Origin of the sequence: Nocardia beijingensis NBRC 16342 (assembly GCF_001612785.1) — a bacterium.
In the GTDB taxonomy this organism is placed as follows: domain Bacteria; phylum Actinomycetota; class Actinomycetes; order Mycobacteriales; family Mycobacteriaceae; genus Nocardia; species Nocardia beijingensis.
Genome location: NZ_BDBC01000045.1, coordinates 76,554 through 90,253, shown reverse-complemented (window position 1 = coordinate 90,253; position 13,700 = coordinate 76,554). Strand labels below are relative to the sequence as shown.

Sequence of the window (13,700 nt, the reverse complement as noted above, 5' to 3'; positions counted from 1 at the left end):
GTAACGTCGGACGAATGAGCGCGCATACGGATTCGAGGTTCGCGGCGGACGTCTACGGAGCACGGCTGGAGCGGGCCGTGGAACTGATTCGGGCCGCCCATCTGGATGCCCTGCTGATCACCCCCGGCCCGGACCTGCGCTACCTGATCGGCTCGGCGGCCGAGTCGTTCGAGCGGCTGACCTGCCTGGTGATCCCGGCGGACGGCGCGACGCCGTCGGTCGTGATCCCGAAACTGGAGCTGGCGTCGCTGGAGGCCTCGGCGGCGGGCGAACTGGGGCTGCAAGTGCTGGAGTGGGTCGACGGCACCGACAACCCGTACGCGCTGGTGAAGTCCGCGCTGCACGTGGGTTCCCGGGTGGCCGTCGCCGATGTCATGCCCGCTCTGCACCTGCTGCCGCTGGCCGAGTCGTTCACCGGTCTTCCGGTGTCGGCCACACCCGTGCTGCGCGAACTGCGCATGATCAAGGATGCGGCCGAGGTGGACGCGCTGCGGCGCGCGGGCGCAGCGATCGACCGGGTGCACGCGCGCATGGGCGAGTTCTTGCGGGTCGGCCGCACCGAGGCGGAGGTCGGCCGCGACATCGAGGACGCGATCGTGGCCGAGGGGCATACCGAGGCGGCGTTCGTCATCGTCGGCAGCGGTCCGCACGGTGGGGACCCGCATCACCGCGTGTCCGAGCGCCGGATCGAGGCAGGTGACGTGGTGGTCATCGACATCGGCGGCTCGGTCGAGCCCGGCTACTACTCCGACTCCACCCGGACCTACGTCCTCGGCGAGCCCGATCCGGAGGTGGCCGCCCGATACGCCGAACTGGAACGCGCGCAGGCCGCGGCAGTCGCGGCCGTCCGCCCCGGCGTGACCGCTGCCTCGGTGGACGCCGCGGCGCGAAAGCCGTTGACCGAAGCCGGCCTCGGGCACGCCTTCGTGCATCGCACCGGGCACGGCATCGGCCTGTCGGTGCACGAGGAGCCCTACATCGTCGTGGGGAACGACCTGGTCCTGCGGCCCGGCATGGCATTCAGCGTGGAGCCGGGCATCTACTTCCGCGGTGAGTGGGGCGCGCGCATCGAGGACATCATGGTCGTCACCGACGAAGGCGGTGAATCGCTGAACCAGCGGCCGCACGGCCTGACAGTGCTGTGATCGGCGGCTGACGGCGGAGCCCGGCGGCGAGGAAGGCGCCGGGAGCTACGCGCCCGCGCCGTTGCCGTCGGCGGCCGGTGCGACCAGCGTGCTGCTGGACAGGACGCGCCGGACCTGAATGGCGATCACCACGCGGGTCGGGTTCTCCCGCGGCACGCGATAGCGACCCGCGTACCGCTCGACCGCCTCGGCGACGTCGTCGGGGGCGTCGAGCACCGTGGCCGGGCCTTCCAGCGTCAACCACCGGATGCCGTCGACCTGGCTGACCGCCGCATAGCCGGAGCGGCGCACGTTGCGCACTTTCACCGACCCGTCGTTGGTGATCACGCGCGCGATCCCGGCCTCTTGGTCCCAGGTGAAGCCCACCGCCACGACATGGGGCGTTCCGTCCGCACGCATGGTCGTCAGCGTGGCGAGGTGCCGTTCGGCGACGAACTCGAGGGCGGCGGGCGACAGCTCAGCAGTACTCGTCGGCATGCCCCGACCGTAGCCTTCGGCGCCCGTCGGCGCCGCACCAGCCCGGCGCGGGGGATGCGGCCGCGCCGGTGCGCGATGACGAGTCCCGCCGGGGCGAATGACAGACTGGGCGCATGGGAACGCGTGGTTTGCCCGACGGGACCGTGCTGCTGCTGGGCGGCCGGAGCGAGATCGGGCTCGAGGTGGCGCGGCGGCTGGCACCGGGACGAGCGGTCGTGCTCGCGGCCAGGCGCAGCGGCGAATTGGACGCGCAGCGCGCGGAGATCACGGCGGCGGGTGCGAGCGAAGTGCACACCGTGGAATTCGATGCCGACGACATGGCGAGCCATCCGGTGCTGCTGGAGAAGATCGCCGCCGAGCACGGGCCGATCGCGATCGCGGTGCTCGCCTTCGGCGTACTCGGCGATCAGCAGCGCGCCGAGCGCAATCCCGCCCACGCGGCGGCGATCCTGCACACCGATTTCGTCGCCCAGGCCGGTGTGCTCACCACGCTGGCGAATCTGCTGCGCGCGCAAGGCGCGGGACGGATCGTCGTGTTCAGCTCGGTCGCCGGTGTGCGGGTCCGGCGCGCGAACTATGTCTACGGTTCGGCCAAGGCGGGACTCGACGGCTTCGCCTCCGGTCTCGCGGACGCCCTGCACGGCAGTGGCGTCGGGTTGCTGCTGGTTCGTCCCGGATTCGTGATCGGGCGGATGACCGAGGGGATGTCTCCCGCGCCCTTCTCCAGCACACCGGATCAGGTCGCCGACGCGGTGGTGCGCGGCCTGCGCCGCGGCGCGAGCCGGGTGTGGGTGCCCGGGATCCTGCGACCGGTGTTCTTCGCGATGCGCCTACTGCCACAGCCGATCTGGCGCCGGATGCCCCGGTGAACGCGACGCCCGTCTCGTGGGCCGGCGCGCCGATCGCGGTCGTCGGCATCGGCGCCGACGGCTGGGACGGACTCGGTCGCGCCGCGCGGGAGGCCGTCGGCGGCGCCGAGGTCCTGTTCGGTTCCGCGCGCCAGCTCGCGCTCGTGCCGCCCGCCGTCGCGGCGCGCCGCGTGACGTGGCCGTCGCCCTTGTTACCCGCGTTGCCGGACTTGCTGCAACGGCACGGCGGGGCGCGTTTGTGCGTCTTGGCCAGCGGCGATCCGATGTTCTACGGAATCGGCGTCACCTTGGCCCGGTTGCTGGGACCGCAGGCGCTGCGGGTGCTGCCGCAGCCGTCTTCGGCCGCCATCGCCTGCGCCCGGCTCGGCTGGCCGCTGGCGCAGACACCGGTGGTCAGCGTGGTCGGGCGTCCGTTGGCGACGGTGCTACCGGAGCTGGCCGACGGAAGGCGGCTGCTGGTGCTCAGCTCCGACGAGCACACACCGCGGGACCTGGCACAGTTGCTAGGACGCCACGGTTTCGGCGGTTCGGAGCTGACGGTGCTCGAGCAATTGGGCGGCCCCGCCGAACGACGCCGCGCCGGAATCGCGAAACAGTGGGAACACCCGCCGGGCGACCCGCTGAACATCGTGGCGATCACCTGCTCGGCGGACCGCGACCAGCCGCGTGCCACCCGCCTGCCCGGCCTGCCGGACGAATTGTTCGGCGGGGACGGTCAACTCACCAAGCAGGAGGTCCGCGCGCTGACCCTGGCGGCGCTGGCGCCCGCTCCGGGGGAGCTGTTGTGGGATGTGGGCGGCGGTTCGGGCAGCATCGCCATCGAATGGTGCCGGGCGCATCCGGGCAACCGGGCCGTCGCGTTCGAGCGGCTCGAGCGCAGACGGCGCCAGATCGCCGGCAATGCCGATGCGCTCGGTGTGCCGCACATCCAAGTGCGCGCGGAGCTGCGCGCCGAACTCGCCGCCGACGCCGGAATCCTCACGCCCGACGCGATTTTCGTCGGTGGGGGCCTGACCCAGGACGGCGTGCTCGAGACATGCTGGGCGCGATTGCGTCACGGTGGCAGGCTCGTGGCGAACGCGGTGACGGCGGAATCGGAATCGTTGCTGCTCAACTGGGCGGGCGCCGAGGGCGGCGTGTTGCGGAAGTTCCAGATCTACCGCGCGGAACCGCTGGGGTCCTTCACCACCTGGCGTCCGCAGCTTCCGGTCACGCAGTGGTCGGTGGTGAAAACCGCGCAGGCGTTCCCCGTGGAGGGGTGAACACGTTACCGGTCACGCGGTAGGGTCGGGGCCGAGTTCCGGTCATTGGTCGGAAATCCGATTCCTGTTGGGGAGATAGATGAGATACAAGAAGTTCGCCGCTACCGCATTGCTGGCCGTCGCCGCCACCGGAGTCGCCGCCGGTACTTCCTACGCCGCTCCGGTGCCGCCCGCGGCGCAGGACCAGGCCGCCGCGGCGCCCACCGTGACGGGCACCGATCAGGGCGTCGGCTACGCGTTGCAGCTCGCGGACGCGGGCAAGTCGGTGGTCACCAGCGTGACCGGGGGCGCGTTCAGCGTCGACATCGACAACCGGTCGGTCACCCTGAAGAACGCCGGGGGCGAGACGGTCACCACCATTCCGCTCACCGCGACGGCCAAGGGCCAGGAGGTTCACATCGCCGCTGCCGTCGCCGACGAGGGCAGGCAGCTGACGCTGACGCCGCAGGTGGCGCCGACGGCGAACGCGCCGGTCGCCGCCGAGTTCATCGGCGCGCAGGAATGGTTCTTCGCCGAGTTGCAGCGCGCCTCGCTCGGCGCGCTGGTCGGTGGCCTGATCGGCGCCGCCGTCGGCATCGTGTTCTTCGGCGTCGGCATCCTGCCCGGCGCGGTGCTCGGGGCGCTGATCGGTCTGGCCGTCGCGGGCGGGCCGTCGCTGCTGAACGCGGGTATCGCCTACTTCAGCGGCCAGCCCTGAGAATCCTGATTCTGGGCGGCACCCGGGAAGCGCGGGAGCTGGCCCACATCGCTTCCGGCGAGCGAGGATTCGAGATCGTGTCCTCGCTCGCCGGTCGTGTGCGCGCGCCCTTGCTGCCCGAGGGTGACGTCCGCATCGGCGGCTTCGGAGGCGCCGAGGGACTGCGCGCCTGGCTCGCGGCCAACGACGTGGCCGCGATGGTCGACGCCACCCATCCGTTCGCGGCGGCCATCAGCGCCAACGCGGCGGAAGCCGCGCGAGTTTCGGGTGTGCCGCTGGTGCACCTGCGCCGGCCGAGGTGGGTGGAGCAGACGGGGGACAGGTGGACGCGCGTACCCGATCTCCCCGCGGCCGCGGCGCGCGTCGCCGCCCTCGGCGAGCGTGTGTTCCTGACCATCGGCAGGCAAGGCGTCGACGCGTTCGCGGGGCTCGCTCGGCAATGGTTCCTGATCCGTGCCATCGACCCGCCGGAGGGCGCGCTGCCGGTGCGGCACGAATTGCTCCTCGCCCGTGGGCCTTTCGCATTGGAAGACGAAGCGCGGCTGCTCGCGGAGCACCGGATCGATGTGCTCGTCACCAAGGACAGCGGTGGGGAGCAGACCGAGGCCAAACTCACCGCCGCCCGCGTCGCGGGTATACCGGTCGTCGTGGTGGACCGCCCGCCGCTGCCGAAGGACGCGCGGATCGTGGCATCCGCCGCGCAGGCGCTGGATTGGTTGCGCCACCGGCGAGCCCGGCACGGCTGACACGGTCCTGGCCGCCGCCGGCGGGAGGGATCAGCTGCCGAGAAGTTCCGGCAGATGATCGAACCAGTCCAGCACCGTACGTTCGTAGCGAATCCCGAAATCCAAAGTGGCGCGGGCGAACGCGGACTTGCCCTCCGGGTCCTCGGCGAGATACCGGGTGAGCCGGGCCTGATGGATCTCCCGGTTCGCGGCGATGATGCCGTCGAGGCGATCGCGATCGAGATGCTCGCCGAAGGAGAGCGTGAGCAGCAACGGCACCCGGATGGTCTCGCCACCCGGATCGCGGGCGATCCACTCCAAGAACGCTTCCCGGCCCGCCTCCGTGATGTGGTAGGGGGTGCGTTCCCTGGCTCCGGTCTCGCCCTTTTCGACGAGTCCCGCCGCGTCCATCGCGGCGAGTTCCCGGTAGACCTGGCTCTGCGTGATGGTCCAGAAATCGCCGATGCGGTCCTGCGCCTCGGTCACCAGATCCCACCCCGACATGGCGCCTTCGTGCAGAAATCCGAGCAACGACGCCGCTGTCGAGTTGAGTGGCTTGCGCTTGGTCGCGGTATCGGTCAACGACTGCTCCCTTCGCTCTCAACATTCCATAGTGGAATGTTACCTGAACGGGGCGGGTCAGGCGTCGCCGGTCAACTTGTCGAGCCGGGCGAGCACCTGCGCCATTCCCTGCTCCAGCCGTGCCTGTCCTTGTTCGAGCTGTTGCTGGCCGCGGGCGAGCGCGGCCTGCCCCTGTTCCAGGCGGACCTGCCCTTGTTCGAGCACGGTGACCCTGCGGGTGAGTTCACCCACATTCTCGCGCAGGTCTCCGACGTCGCGGTGCAGCTCGCCGACGGCGTGGTCGATGGATTCCGCGCGCCGGTCGATGCGGCCGATGCCGTCGAGTGCCTTCCTGGTCAGCGCCGCGAGTTCGTTGAGGACCTCGCCCTGCTCGTCGAGTGCCTGTTCGCTCGCGGTGGCCCTGGCCTCCAAGGCGCGGGCGCGCAGCGTCAGCTCCGACAATGTCGCGGCCAAGGTCCCTCCGATCTTCGGTGCGTCAGGCGATCCTACGCGCCGTCGAGGGCCGCGTCGCGCGCGCGACCGTACCGGCGTGAGGTGTAGACCCGGGTGCCCGCAGGGGTTTCCAGCGCCGTGGTGGTGGACGCGCCGATGATCAGCAGCGTGCGCATGTCCACCTCCGCCGGGTCGAGGTCGCCGAGCGGCACCACCCGGACCGATTCGGTGGGCCCGCCGACGTCGCGGCCGATGACGACGGGCGTGTCGGGCTTGCGATGCTCCAGCAGCAGATCCCGCATCGCGCTGACCTGCCAGGTGCGTTGGGAGGACGCCGGATTGTAGATCGCGATCGCCATGTCGGCCGCCGCGACGGCGGAAAGGCGTTGCGCCACCACCTCCCACGGCTTGAGCCGATCGGAGAGCGAGATCATCGCGTAGTCGTGCCCGAGCGGTGCACCCGCCCGGCTCGCCACCGCATTGGCCGCGGTGAGACCGGGCAGCACCCGCACGGGCACCTCGCGCCACTGCGGGTCGGCGGCTTCCTCCAGCACCGCCGCCGCCATCGCGAAGACCCCCGGATCTCCCGAGGAGACGACCGCGACCCGCGCGCCCCGCTTGGCCAGATCCAGGGCCATGGCCGCGCGCTCGGACTCGACCCGGTTGTCGCTGGCATGACGACGCTGGCCTGGGCGTTCCGGCACCCGGTTCAGGTAGGTGGTGTAGCCCACCAGATCGGTGGCCTCGGCCAGCGTCGCGCGCACCTCGTCGGTGGTCCACTCGGGTGCGCCGGGGCCGAGCCCCACCACCACGACCTCACCGACCCGCTCGGTCGTATCCGCCTCGCGGTCGCCGATGGTGTCGGCGTCCAGGCGGGGCAGCGGCGTGGTCGGCTCGGGACCCGGTACGAGGGTGATGGCGAAGTAGGGCACCTCGGCGTCGTCCACCGCGCTCGCGTGCAGCACGCGCTGTTCGGCGCTGCTCGCGCGCTCGACGTAGTACGCGCCGGAGAGTCGGCCGGAGTCCGTGAGGGCTTGGCGCACACCGGGATAGGTGCGTCCCAGTTTCATGATCGCGGCGGCGTCGGTGGTGCGCAGCCGCCGGGTGAGCTCGTCGACCGGCATGGTGCCGGGCAGCACGGTGAGCACCTGCTCGCCTTCGACCAGCGGCGTGCCCAGCGCCGCCGACGCCGCGCTCACCGAGGTGATGCCCGGGATGATCTCGGCTTCGAACCGGTCGGCGAGCCGCCGGTGCATGTGCATGTACGAGCTGTAGAACAGCGGGTCGCCCGCGGCGAGCAGCGCCACCGAGCGGCCCGCGGCGAGGTGCTCGGCCAGCCGCTCGGCGGCCTGTTCGTAGAACTCGTCGATCGCCCCTTGGTAGCCGCCGGGATGGTCGGTGGTCTCGGTGGTCACCGGGTAGACCAGATGCTCCTCCAGTTGGCCGGGGCGCATGTACGGCGCCGCGATACGGCGGGAGATGCTGCGGCCGTGGCGCGCGCTGTGGAAGGCGATCACATCGGCCGCGCCGATCACGTTGGCCGCTTTGACGGTCACCAATTCGGGATCGCCGGGACCGAGTCCGACGCCCCAGAGCTTGCCCGGAGTGCTCATTCCTGTTCGCTCGCAATCGCGTTCAGCGCCGACGCGGTGATGGCGCTGCCGCCGCGCCTGCCGCGCACGGTGAGGTATTCGACGCCGCCGAACTCGATCAGCGCGTCCTTCGATTCGGCCGCGCCGACGAAGCCGACCGGTATGCCGAGCACGGCGGCGGGCCGTGGCGCTCCCGCGTCGAGCAGGTCGAGCAGATGGAACAGCGCCGTCGGGGCGTTGCCGATCGCGACGACGGCGCCGTCCAGACGGTCGCGCCACAGTTCGAGGGCGGCCGCGGAGCGGGTGGTGCCCCGCGCCACGGCCAGCTCCGGCACGCGCGGGTCGGCGAGGGTGCACAGCACCTCGTTGTCGGCGGGCAGTCGTTTCCTGGTCACGCCGGAGGCGACCATGGTGGCGTCACAGAGAATCGGCGCGCCCGCGCGCAGCGCCGCCCGCGCCGAGGCGACGACGCCGGGGGAGAAGGCGATGTCCGCGGCGAGATCCACCTGACCGCAACCGTGGATCATCCGCACCACCACCTGCGCCACGTCCGGCGGGAATCCGCTCAGATCGGCCTCGGCGCGGATCGTCGCGAACGAGCGACGGTAGATCTCGGCCCCGTCGGTCAGATAGCTGGTACGTACGTCGGACATGCGGTCCACCATATGGGTGCGGGTCCGGACAGATCGGTCCGGGTCGGGCGCCGCGCATCCCGCGTCGGGCGGCAGCACATCGAGGGGACGGCGCCGCCGGATCAGGTCCGCGGACGCTCGAGAATCCGGGACATGACGATGGCACTGCGGGTGCGCCCGACTCGCGCGTTCTCCCTGATCCGTTCCACGGTCACCTCGATCTCGGCCATGTCGGTGGCCATCACGTGCACCAGCGCGTCGGCCTCGCCCGCGATCGTCCAGACGCCGACCACCTGCGGTATCGGTTCCAGACTTCGTTTGAGTTCGGCCGGGGAGATGTTGTCGCGGTAGTAGACCTCGACGTACGCCTCCGTCTTCCAGCCCAGCGCGGCCGGATTGACCAGCGCGGTGAACCCGGTGATCTGCTTGCCCGCGACCAGCCGGTCGACTCGTCGTTTCACCGCGGGCGCGGACAATCCCACCACGCCGCCGATCTCCTGGAACGAAGCGCGCGCGTTCTTCAGCAACTGCTCGAGAATCCGCCGGTCGAGGTCGTCCACGTCACACCTTCCCGAAGTTCGCGCAACAATTCGCCCGTTTTCCGTTGAAACGCGCAACGAATCGTCATTTCAGGCGCAATGCTATGCGACTTACCGTCGTGGCAGCCGCAAGTTCACTAGCTGCCGGGAGTTCCGTTGACGTCTGTAGCCACCCTCCCCCTGGAATCCGCCGCCCGCCGTTCGTCGCCGCGCCGGTTCGTGATGTGCCGTCCCGACCACTTCGACGTCACCTACTCCATCAATCCCTGGATGAATCCCGCCGAGCCCGTCGACCGCGCGCTGGCCGTCGAGCAGTGGGATCGATTGCGCGCCACCTACATCGAATACGGGCACACCGTGGAGGTGGTGCCCGGTGTCGCGGGCCTGCCCGACATGGTGTTCGCCGCCAACGGCGGGCTGATCATCGGCGACCGCGCCATGTCGGCTCGTTTCACGCATTCCGAGCGCGCCGCGGAGGGCCCTGCCTATCACGCCTGGTTCGCCGGTGCCGGCCTGCCGAACCTGGTGGCGGCCGAGGAATGCAACGAAGGCGAAGGCGACTTCCTCCTGGTCGGCGACCGGCTCCTGGCCGGAACGGGCTTCCGCAGCTCACGCGCCGCGCACGAGGAGGTGTCGCGCCACTTCGGATTACCCGTGGTGTCGCTGGAACTGGTCGATCCGCGCTTCTACCACTTGGACACGGTGCTGCTTCCACTGGGCGCAGACACCATCGCCTACTACCCGCCCGCCTTCAGCCCCGCGGCGCGCGCGGTGCTGGCGGAGCTGTATCCCGACGCGATCGTGGCCACCGACGCGGACGCGGCGGTGCTCGGATTGAACGGGGTCTGCGACGGATCGAACGTCTTCCTCAGCAGCGCGGCCACCGACCTGAGCGCGGCTCTGCGCACTCGTGGCTACCATCCGGTGGGGATCGAGATGTCCGAACTGCTCAAAGCCGGTGGCTCAGTCAAATGCTGCACCCTCGAGATCCACGGCAGGTGACTTGACCGGGACGTCAGGGTAGGCGGGGCGGCCGGACGGCATATCCTTCGCCGGTCGCGACGATATCGGTGACTTCGCCGCGGGGACGACCACAGCGGCGATCGCATCCGGACCAGTGCTGGCGCCCGGCCACCGCGACCTCCGCCGCGGATGTCGTCGGCGGTGGATCGAGCGGATCGGCCGGTCCCGGCCGGACGCGGCCAGAACCGACGGCGTCCGCCGCGTCGGTTCGGACGTCGGTGTGCGACTTCGCGCAGCCCGGCTGCCCGGCGCAGGCGCTGACCAGCAGCCACGGCGAGTCGGCGTCGAAGATCGAGCCCATCGGCGCGAGCACGCGCACCACCTGTTCGGCGGTCCACTCCGTCAGGTCGGTGATCACCAGGCTGCGCCACGGTGTGAGGAAGACCGGTCGTTCGACCGCGGCGACGAATTCGGCGGTGCGGGCGGGCAGGGAGCCGAGTCGCACACCGACGCCAAGGGCGACCGATCCGTCGTCCTGTTCCAGCCAGCCGATCGGAATATCCGGTGCCGCCGAGAATTCGAGTCTTTCGGCGCCAGGAGACAGGCCGAGGCGATCGACGACGCGTTCGGCTCCGTGTTCGATCTCGTGCAGCCGCCACCGGCCGGGGTCGTCGCCGCGCAGGTCCAGGAATTCGTGCGCGGCGGCCAGCATGACGTCCACAGCGTCGGCGGCCGACAGCCGCAGGCCGCTGTCGCCGCCCGCCAGCAGCAGCGCGAACTCGTCCGCTCCGACCGCGTGCACGCCGATGTCGGGGCCGAGCCCGCTGACGTCGCCGCGTCCGTCGTCGAGGGCGAACAGCACCCGGCCGGGCAACCCGGCCAGCCGCGACGCGGCGAGCAGGCCGGTGTCCAGCGCGGGAACCAGCGGGTGCACGTCGGCCCGGCCGCCGATCCGGCCGGACAGCGGTGAGGCGATGATGTTGCGCACCCGTTCGTGCGTGGCGCTCGGCAGCAGACCCGCTTCCGCGAGCCGGTCGCTCATCGCTTCCGCGTCGCGCACCCGGCGCAGTTGGACGTTGCCGCGCGAAGTGAGTTCGATGGCGCCGTCCGCCAGGTCACGCGCGGCCTCGGCCAGCGCCTGCAACTGGGCGGGCTCCAGGCGTCCGCCGGGCACGCGGACCCGGGCCAGCGGCCCGTCGGCCGCCTCGTGCAGCCGCAGCACGCCCGGACAGGAATCAGCAGCACCTCGTGTCATAGCGACTCCAGCCTACGGACGGCCGGTCACTGCCCGATCGATCGCACCCAGTCGACGACGGCGGCCCGGTATTCGGCGGTGTTGCGGGCCAGGTTGACCGAATGCCCGCTGCCGGGCAGCACGAAGGTGCGCAGTCGCGCCGCAGGGCCGAAGAACGGCGCTTCGGTGGCGCGCAGTGTCTCGGCATCCGCGCAGACGGCGTACGCCGGGCCGCAGGACAGCCGGTCCAGACTGCCGTTGACGACCAGGACCGGGACGTCGATGAAATTGGTCATCGGCGGAAGGGTGGAGGTCAAGCCGTCGGGATACTCGGTCGGCGAGAAGACCTCCGTGTTCGCCTCGTCCACCGCGAGAACCTCGGGGTCGGCCGTCTCCGGTGCGAAGAAACTGGCGGCGCGGGTACCGGGCCGCGTCGCGAGATAGCCCGCGTCGTACCCGCGCCCGGCGAATCGCGGATCCTCGGCGGCCTGGTGGTAGGTGGAGATGACGCCGAGCACCTCGGACACGTTGAGCGCGTGTGAGAAACCGGTGAGCAGGACGCCGTCGACGTCCTGGTACGTGGTCGCCTCCAGGACGTCGATGCCCGAGCTGAGCGAATGGCCTCCGGTGATGACCTTGCCGAACGGAGGCGCGCCCGCCAGACCCGCGCGCAGGGACCCGACGATGTCGTGCAGGGCGCGGGCGGAGACCGTCGCCGTCACCTGTGTGCTCGGCGGGCGGGTGCTCGCGCCGTTGCCGAGCCGGTCGACCACCAGCGTCGCGATGCCCGCGGCGTTCATCGCTCGCCGGAAGCTGTAGGTCTCCGGCGCGTAGGGGAAATCCCAATAGGTGGCGTTGTAGTTGGACCCCGCGATCAGCACCATGACGGTGTCGGTGGCGCGCGCCGTGGGAGTGCACAAGGAACCGGCCATCTCGCCGAGCGGAACGGGGATGGCGACCGATACGCAACGACCGGGCACGCTGTCCTCGGCGTGGGCGGTGCTCGGGGTCAGGCAGAGAAGGATCGCGGCCGCGGACGCGGCGATCGACCGTAGCGGGGTTCGCACGCGACGCAGGCTATGCGCACACATCGCCGGGCGCAATACCTCTCGGCGCCAGCCGCGGTTGCGTGTGACATCCGTAACTCCTTTTCCATCAACTGAATTCAGCGTGCGAGTCACAGTTTCGCGATCGGTCGTGTGCTCCGATCTTCGCCTGTTGACTGGCGAACGGCCGTACCGCGCACAATGATCCGTGGCTATCGCATAGTTGATGCCGCACGCGTGCGCCCGGCCGCGCCCGATACCGCTTCGGGACGGCGGATGTCCGGGACGGCGCGATGGACAAGGAGCGCGGGAACGTGGGTGCGACGGGACAAGGGGCGGGTACGCGAACGGTGCACTTCGTCGGGAGTTTTCCGGCCGAGAGCACGGACATCGCGATGCGGGCGATGCTGGACGGCGCGGGAACGCGATTGCGTACCTTGCCGACCGGGGAGACCAGGCGCTACGAGTTCTACATCCAGCCGATCATCGAAGACCTGGTCGGCCAAGGGGTTCTGGCCGTGAAGAAGCAGGGGACGTGGCGCTCGAGCCAGGAACGGACGATCCATCGCGTCGCTCGGGGCGCCGAATTACCGACCGAGACCATGCGTCTCGGCTATCTCGCGGAGGCGAAGGAGGCGCTGCCGATCTTCCGCGCGCTGCGCGCGGAGCGCGAGATGCCCGGCCTCGCATTGCAAATCGGTATGCCGACCGCTTTCACGCTGACGTTCATCGCCATGGGCGCCGCGGGCGTGCGACGGCATCGCCGCGCTTTCCTCGACGCCACCGTGCGGGACATCGCGGCCATCCGCGAGCTGGCCGGCGACGATGTGGTCGTGCAGCTGGAAGCCACCGCGGAACTGGTGCTGATGGCGAAGGCGCAGCCGTTGCACCGGCTGGCCGATCGGGCGCTCGGACTGGGAGAGGGGATCGCAGCGCTGGCCGCGGCCGCTCCCGAGGGCACCCGCTTCGGAGTGCACTTGTGCCTCGGTAGTCTGCGCAACAAGGCACGCGGCCGATTGCGCGATACCCGGCCGCTGGTCGATCTGGCCAATTCCGTCGTCCGGCACTGGCCGCGGGGGCGGGTGCTGGAATACGTGCACGGCCCGCTCGCGGCGGGCGATGTGCCCCCGGCGGAGAATGCCGAGTTCTATGCGCCGTTGGCGGACCTGGCCCTCGACCCGGGCACGAATTTCTACGCGGGGTTCGTGCACGACGTGCCCACCGAGGCCCAGCAGTCGCAGACGTTGCGGGTGATCGAGGAAGCGCTGGGCCGCCCGGTGGACGGCGTCGCCTGCGCATGCGGTTTGGGCCGCCGTCCTCGACCGGTGGCGGACGAGCTCATGGCGCGGGCGCGGGTGCTCGCGGCGGGCGGGACGCCCTGCGCCTGAGCCCGTGCGTGCGGATGCTGCCTCAAAGTGAGCTTCTGGCAACGTCATTCGATACGCCGGCGCTGTCGCGCGGCCGGGAATCGAGGCGATGGTGCGCGACTGTTTGTTAGGATCCTG

At 70.6% G+C, this 13,700-nt stretch carries 15 protein-coding genes; 7 read left to right on the top strand and 8 right to left on the bottom strand.

The window, feature by feature from the left end:
* The first annotated feature begins 14 nt into the window (after nt 1-14).
* Entirely contained in the window at nt 15-1,145 is a 1,131-nt protein-coding gene (locus tag NB3_RS23930; protein WP_067807703.1) for a M24 family metallopeptidase, read from the top strand.
* A gap of 45 nt (nt 1,146-1,190) precedes the next feature.
* On the opposite strand, the gene NB3_RS23925 is transcribed toward NB3_RS23930, so the two are convergent.
* Complete coding sequence (locus NB3_RS23925) at nt 1,191-1,622, bottom strand: PPOX class F420-dependent oxidoreductase (RefSeq protein ID WP_067807701.1); 432 nt, start codon at nt 1,620-1,622, stop codon at nt 1,191-1,193.
* A gap of 113 nt (nt 1,623-1,735) precedes the next feature.
* Between NB3_RS23925 and dprE2 the strand changes: the two genes are divergently transcribed.
* The 4 genes from dprE2 to NB3_RS23905 all read left to right on the top strand — a co-directional run bounded on the left by dprE2 (nt 1,736) and on the right by NB3_RS23905 (nt 5,196).
* Nucleotides 1,736-2,491, top strand: a complete 756-nt coding sequence (gene dprE2 / locus NB3_RS23920) for a decaprenylphospho-beta-D-erythro-pentofuranosid-2-ulose 2-reductase (protein ID WP_067807699.1) — start codon at nt 1,736-1,738, stop codon at nt 2,489-2,491.
* Nucleotides 2,488-3,753, top strand: a complete 1,266-nt coding sequence (locus NB3_RS23915; protein ID WP_067807696.1) for a bifunctional cobalt-precorrin-7 (C(5))-methyltransferase/cobalt-precorrin-6B (C(15))-methyltransferase — start codon at nt 2,488-2,490, stop codon at nt 3,751-3,753. The genes dprE2 and NB3_RS23915 overlap by 4 nt, the downstream gene beginning before the upstream one ends.
* A 79-nt stretch (nt 3,754-3,832) precedes the next feature.
* Nucleotides 3,833-4,450: a DUF8020 domain-containing protein gene (locus NB3_RS36370; RefSeq protein ID WP_067807693.1), complete on the top strand. Its 618-nt coding sequence runs from the start codon at nt 3,833-3,835 to the stop codon at nt 4,448-4,450.
* Between the two features lie 2 nt (nt 4,451-4,452).
* Nucleotides 4,453-5,196: a cobalt-precorrin-6A reductase gene (locus NB3_RS23905; protein ID WP_244892054.1), complete on the top strand. Its 744-nt coding sequence runs from the start codon at nt 4,453-4,455 to the stop codon at nt 5,194-5,196.
* Nucleotides 5,197-5,226: 30 nt separating this feature from the next.
* Here NB3_RS23905 and NB3_RS23900 read toward each other — a convergent pair whose 3' ends face one another.
* The 5 genes from NB3_RS23900 to NB3_RS23880 all read right to left on the bottom strand — a co-directional run bounded on the left by NB3_RS23900 (nt 5,227) and on the right by NB3_RS23880 (nt 8,973).
* On the bottom strand, nt 5,227-5,757 hold the full coding sequence (locus NB3_RS23900; protein ID WP_067807690.1) for a PadR family transcriptional regulator: 531 nt from the start codon (nt 5,755-5,757) through the stop codon (nt 5,227-5,229).
* Between the two features lie 57 nt (nt 5,758-5,814).
* The gene (locus tag NB3_RS23895) at nt 5,815-6,210 is read right to left on the bottom strand and encodes a hypothetical protein (protein ID WP_067807687.1); all 396 of its coding nucleotides are present in this window, start codon (nt 6,208-6,210) and stop codon (nt 5,815-5,817) included.
* A 32-nt stretch (nt 6,211-6,242) separates the two neighbouring features.
* Nucleotides 6,243-7,802, bottom strand: coding sequence for a precorrin-3B C(17)-methyltransferase (cobJ, locus tag NB3_RS23890; protein ID WP_067807684.1), 1,560 nt, complete (start codon nt 7,800-7,802; stop codon nt 6,243-6,245).
* Nucleotides 7,799-8,434, bottom strand: a complete 636-nt coding sequence (locus tag NB3_RS23885) for a precorrin-8X methylmutase (protein ID WP_067807831.1) — start codon at nt 8,432-8,434, stop codon at nt 7,799-7,801. The genes cobJ and NB3_RS23885 overlap by 4 nt, the downstream gene beginning before the upstream one ends.
* A gap of 101 nt (nt 8,435-8,535) precedes the next feature.
* Complete coding sequence (locus tag NB3_RS23880) at nt 8,536-8,973, bottom strand: Lrp/AsnC family transcriptional regulator (RefSeq protein ID WP_043726335.1); 438 nt, start codon at nt 8,971-8,973, stop codon at nt 8,536-8,538.
* 135 nt (nt 8,974-9,108) lie between these two features.
* Between NB3_RS23880 and ddaH the strand changes: the two genes are divergently transcribed.
* A complete protein-coding gene (ddaH, locus tag NB3_RS23875; RefSeq protein WP_244892056.1) occupies nt 9,109-9,954 on the top strand; it encodes a dimethylargininase in 846 nt (281 codons plus the stop codon).
* 13 nt (nt 9,955-9,967) lie between these two features.
* On the opposite strand, the gene cobG is transcribed toward ddaH, so the two are convergent.
* Nucleotides 9,968-11,170 carry a precorrin-3B synthase gene (gene cobG, locus NB3_RS23870; RefSeq protein WP_067807678.1) on the bottom strand — a complete coding sequence of 401 codons (1,203 nt, stop codon included), beginning with the start codon at nt 11,168-11,170 and terminating at the stop codon, nt 9,968-9,970.
* A gap of 26 nt (nt 11,171-11,196) precedes the next feature.
* Nucleotides 11,197-12,216, bottom strand: coding sequence for an alpha/beta hydrolase (locus NB3_RS23865; protein WP_067807675.1), 1,020 nt, complete (start codon nt 12,214-12,216; stop codon nt 11,197-11,199).
* A 293-nt stretch (nt 12,217-12,509) separates the two neighbouring features.
* Between NB3_RS23865 and NB3_RS23860 the strand changes: the two genes are divergently transcribed.
* Nucleotides 12,510-13,583, top strand: a complete 1,074-nt coding sequence (locus tag NB3_RS23860; protein WP_244892048.1) for a hypothetical protein — start codon at nt 12,510-12,512, stop codon at nt 13,581-13,583.
* The last annotated feature ends 117 nt before the right edge of the window (nt 13,584-13,700 follow it).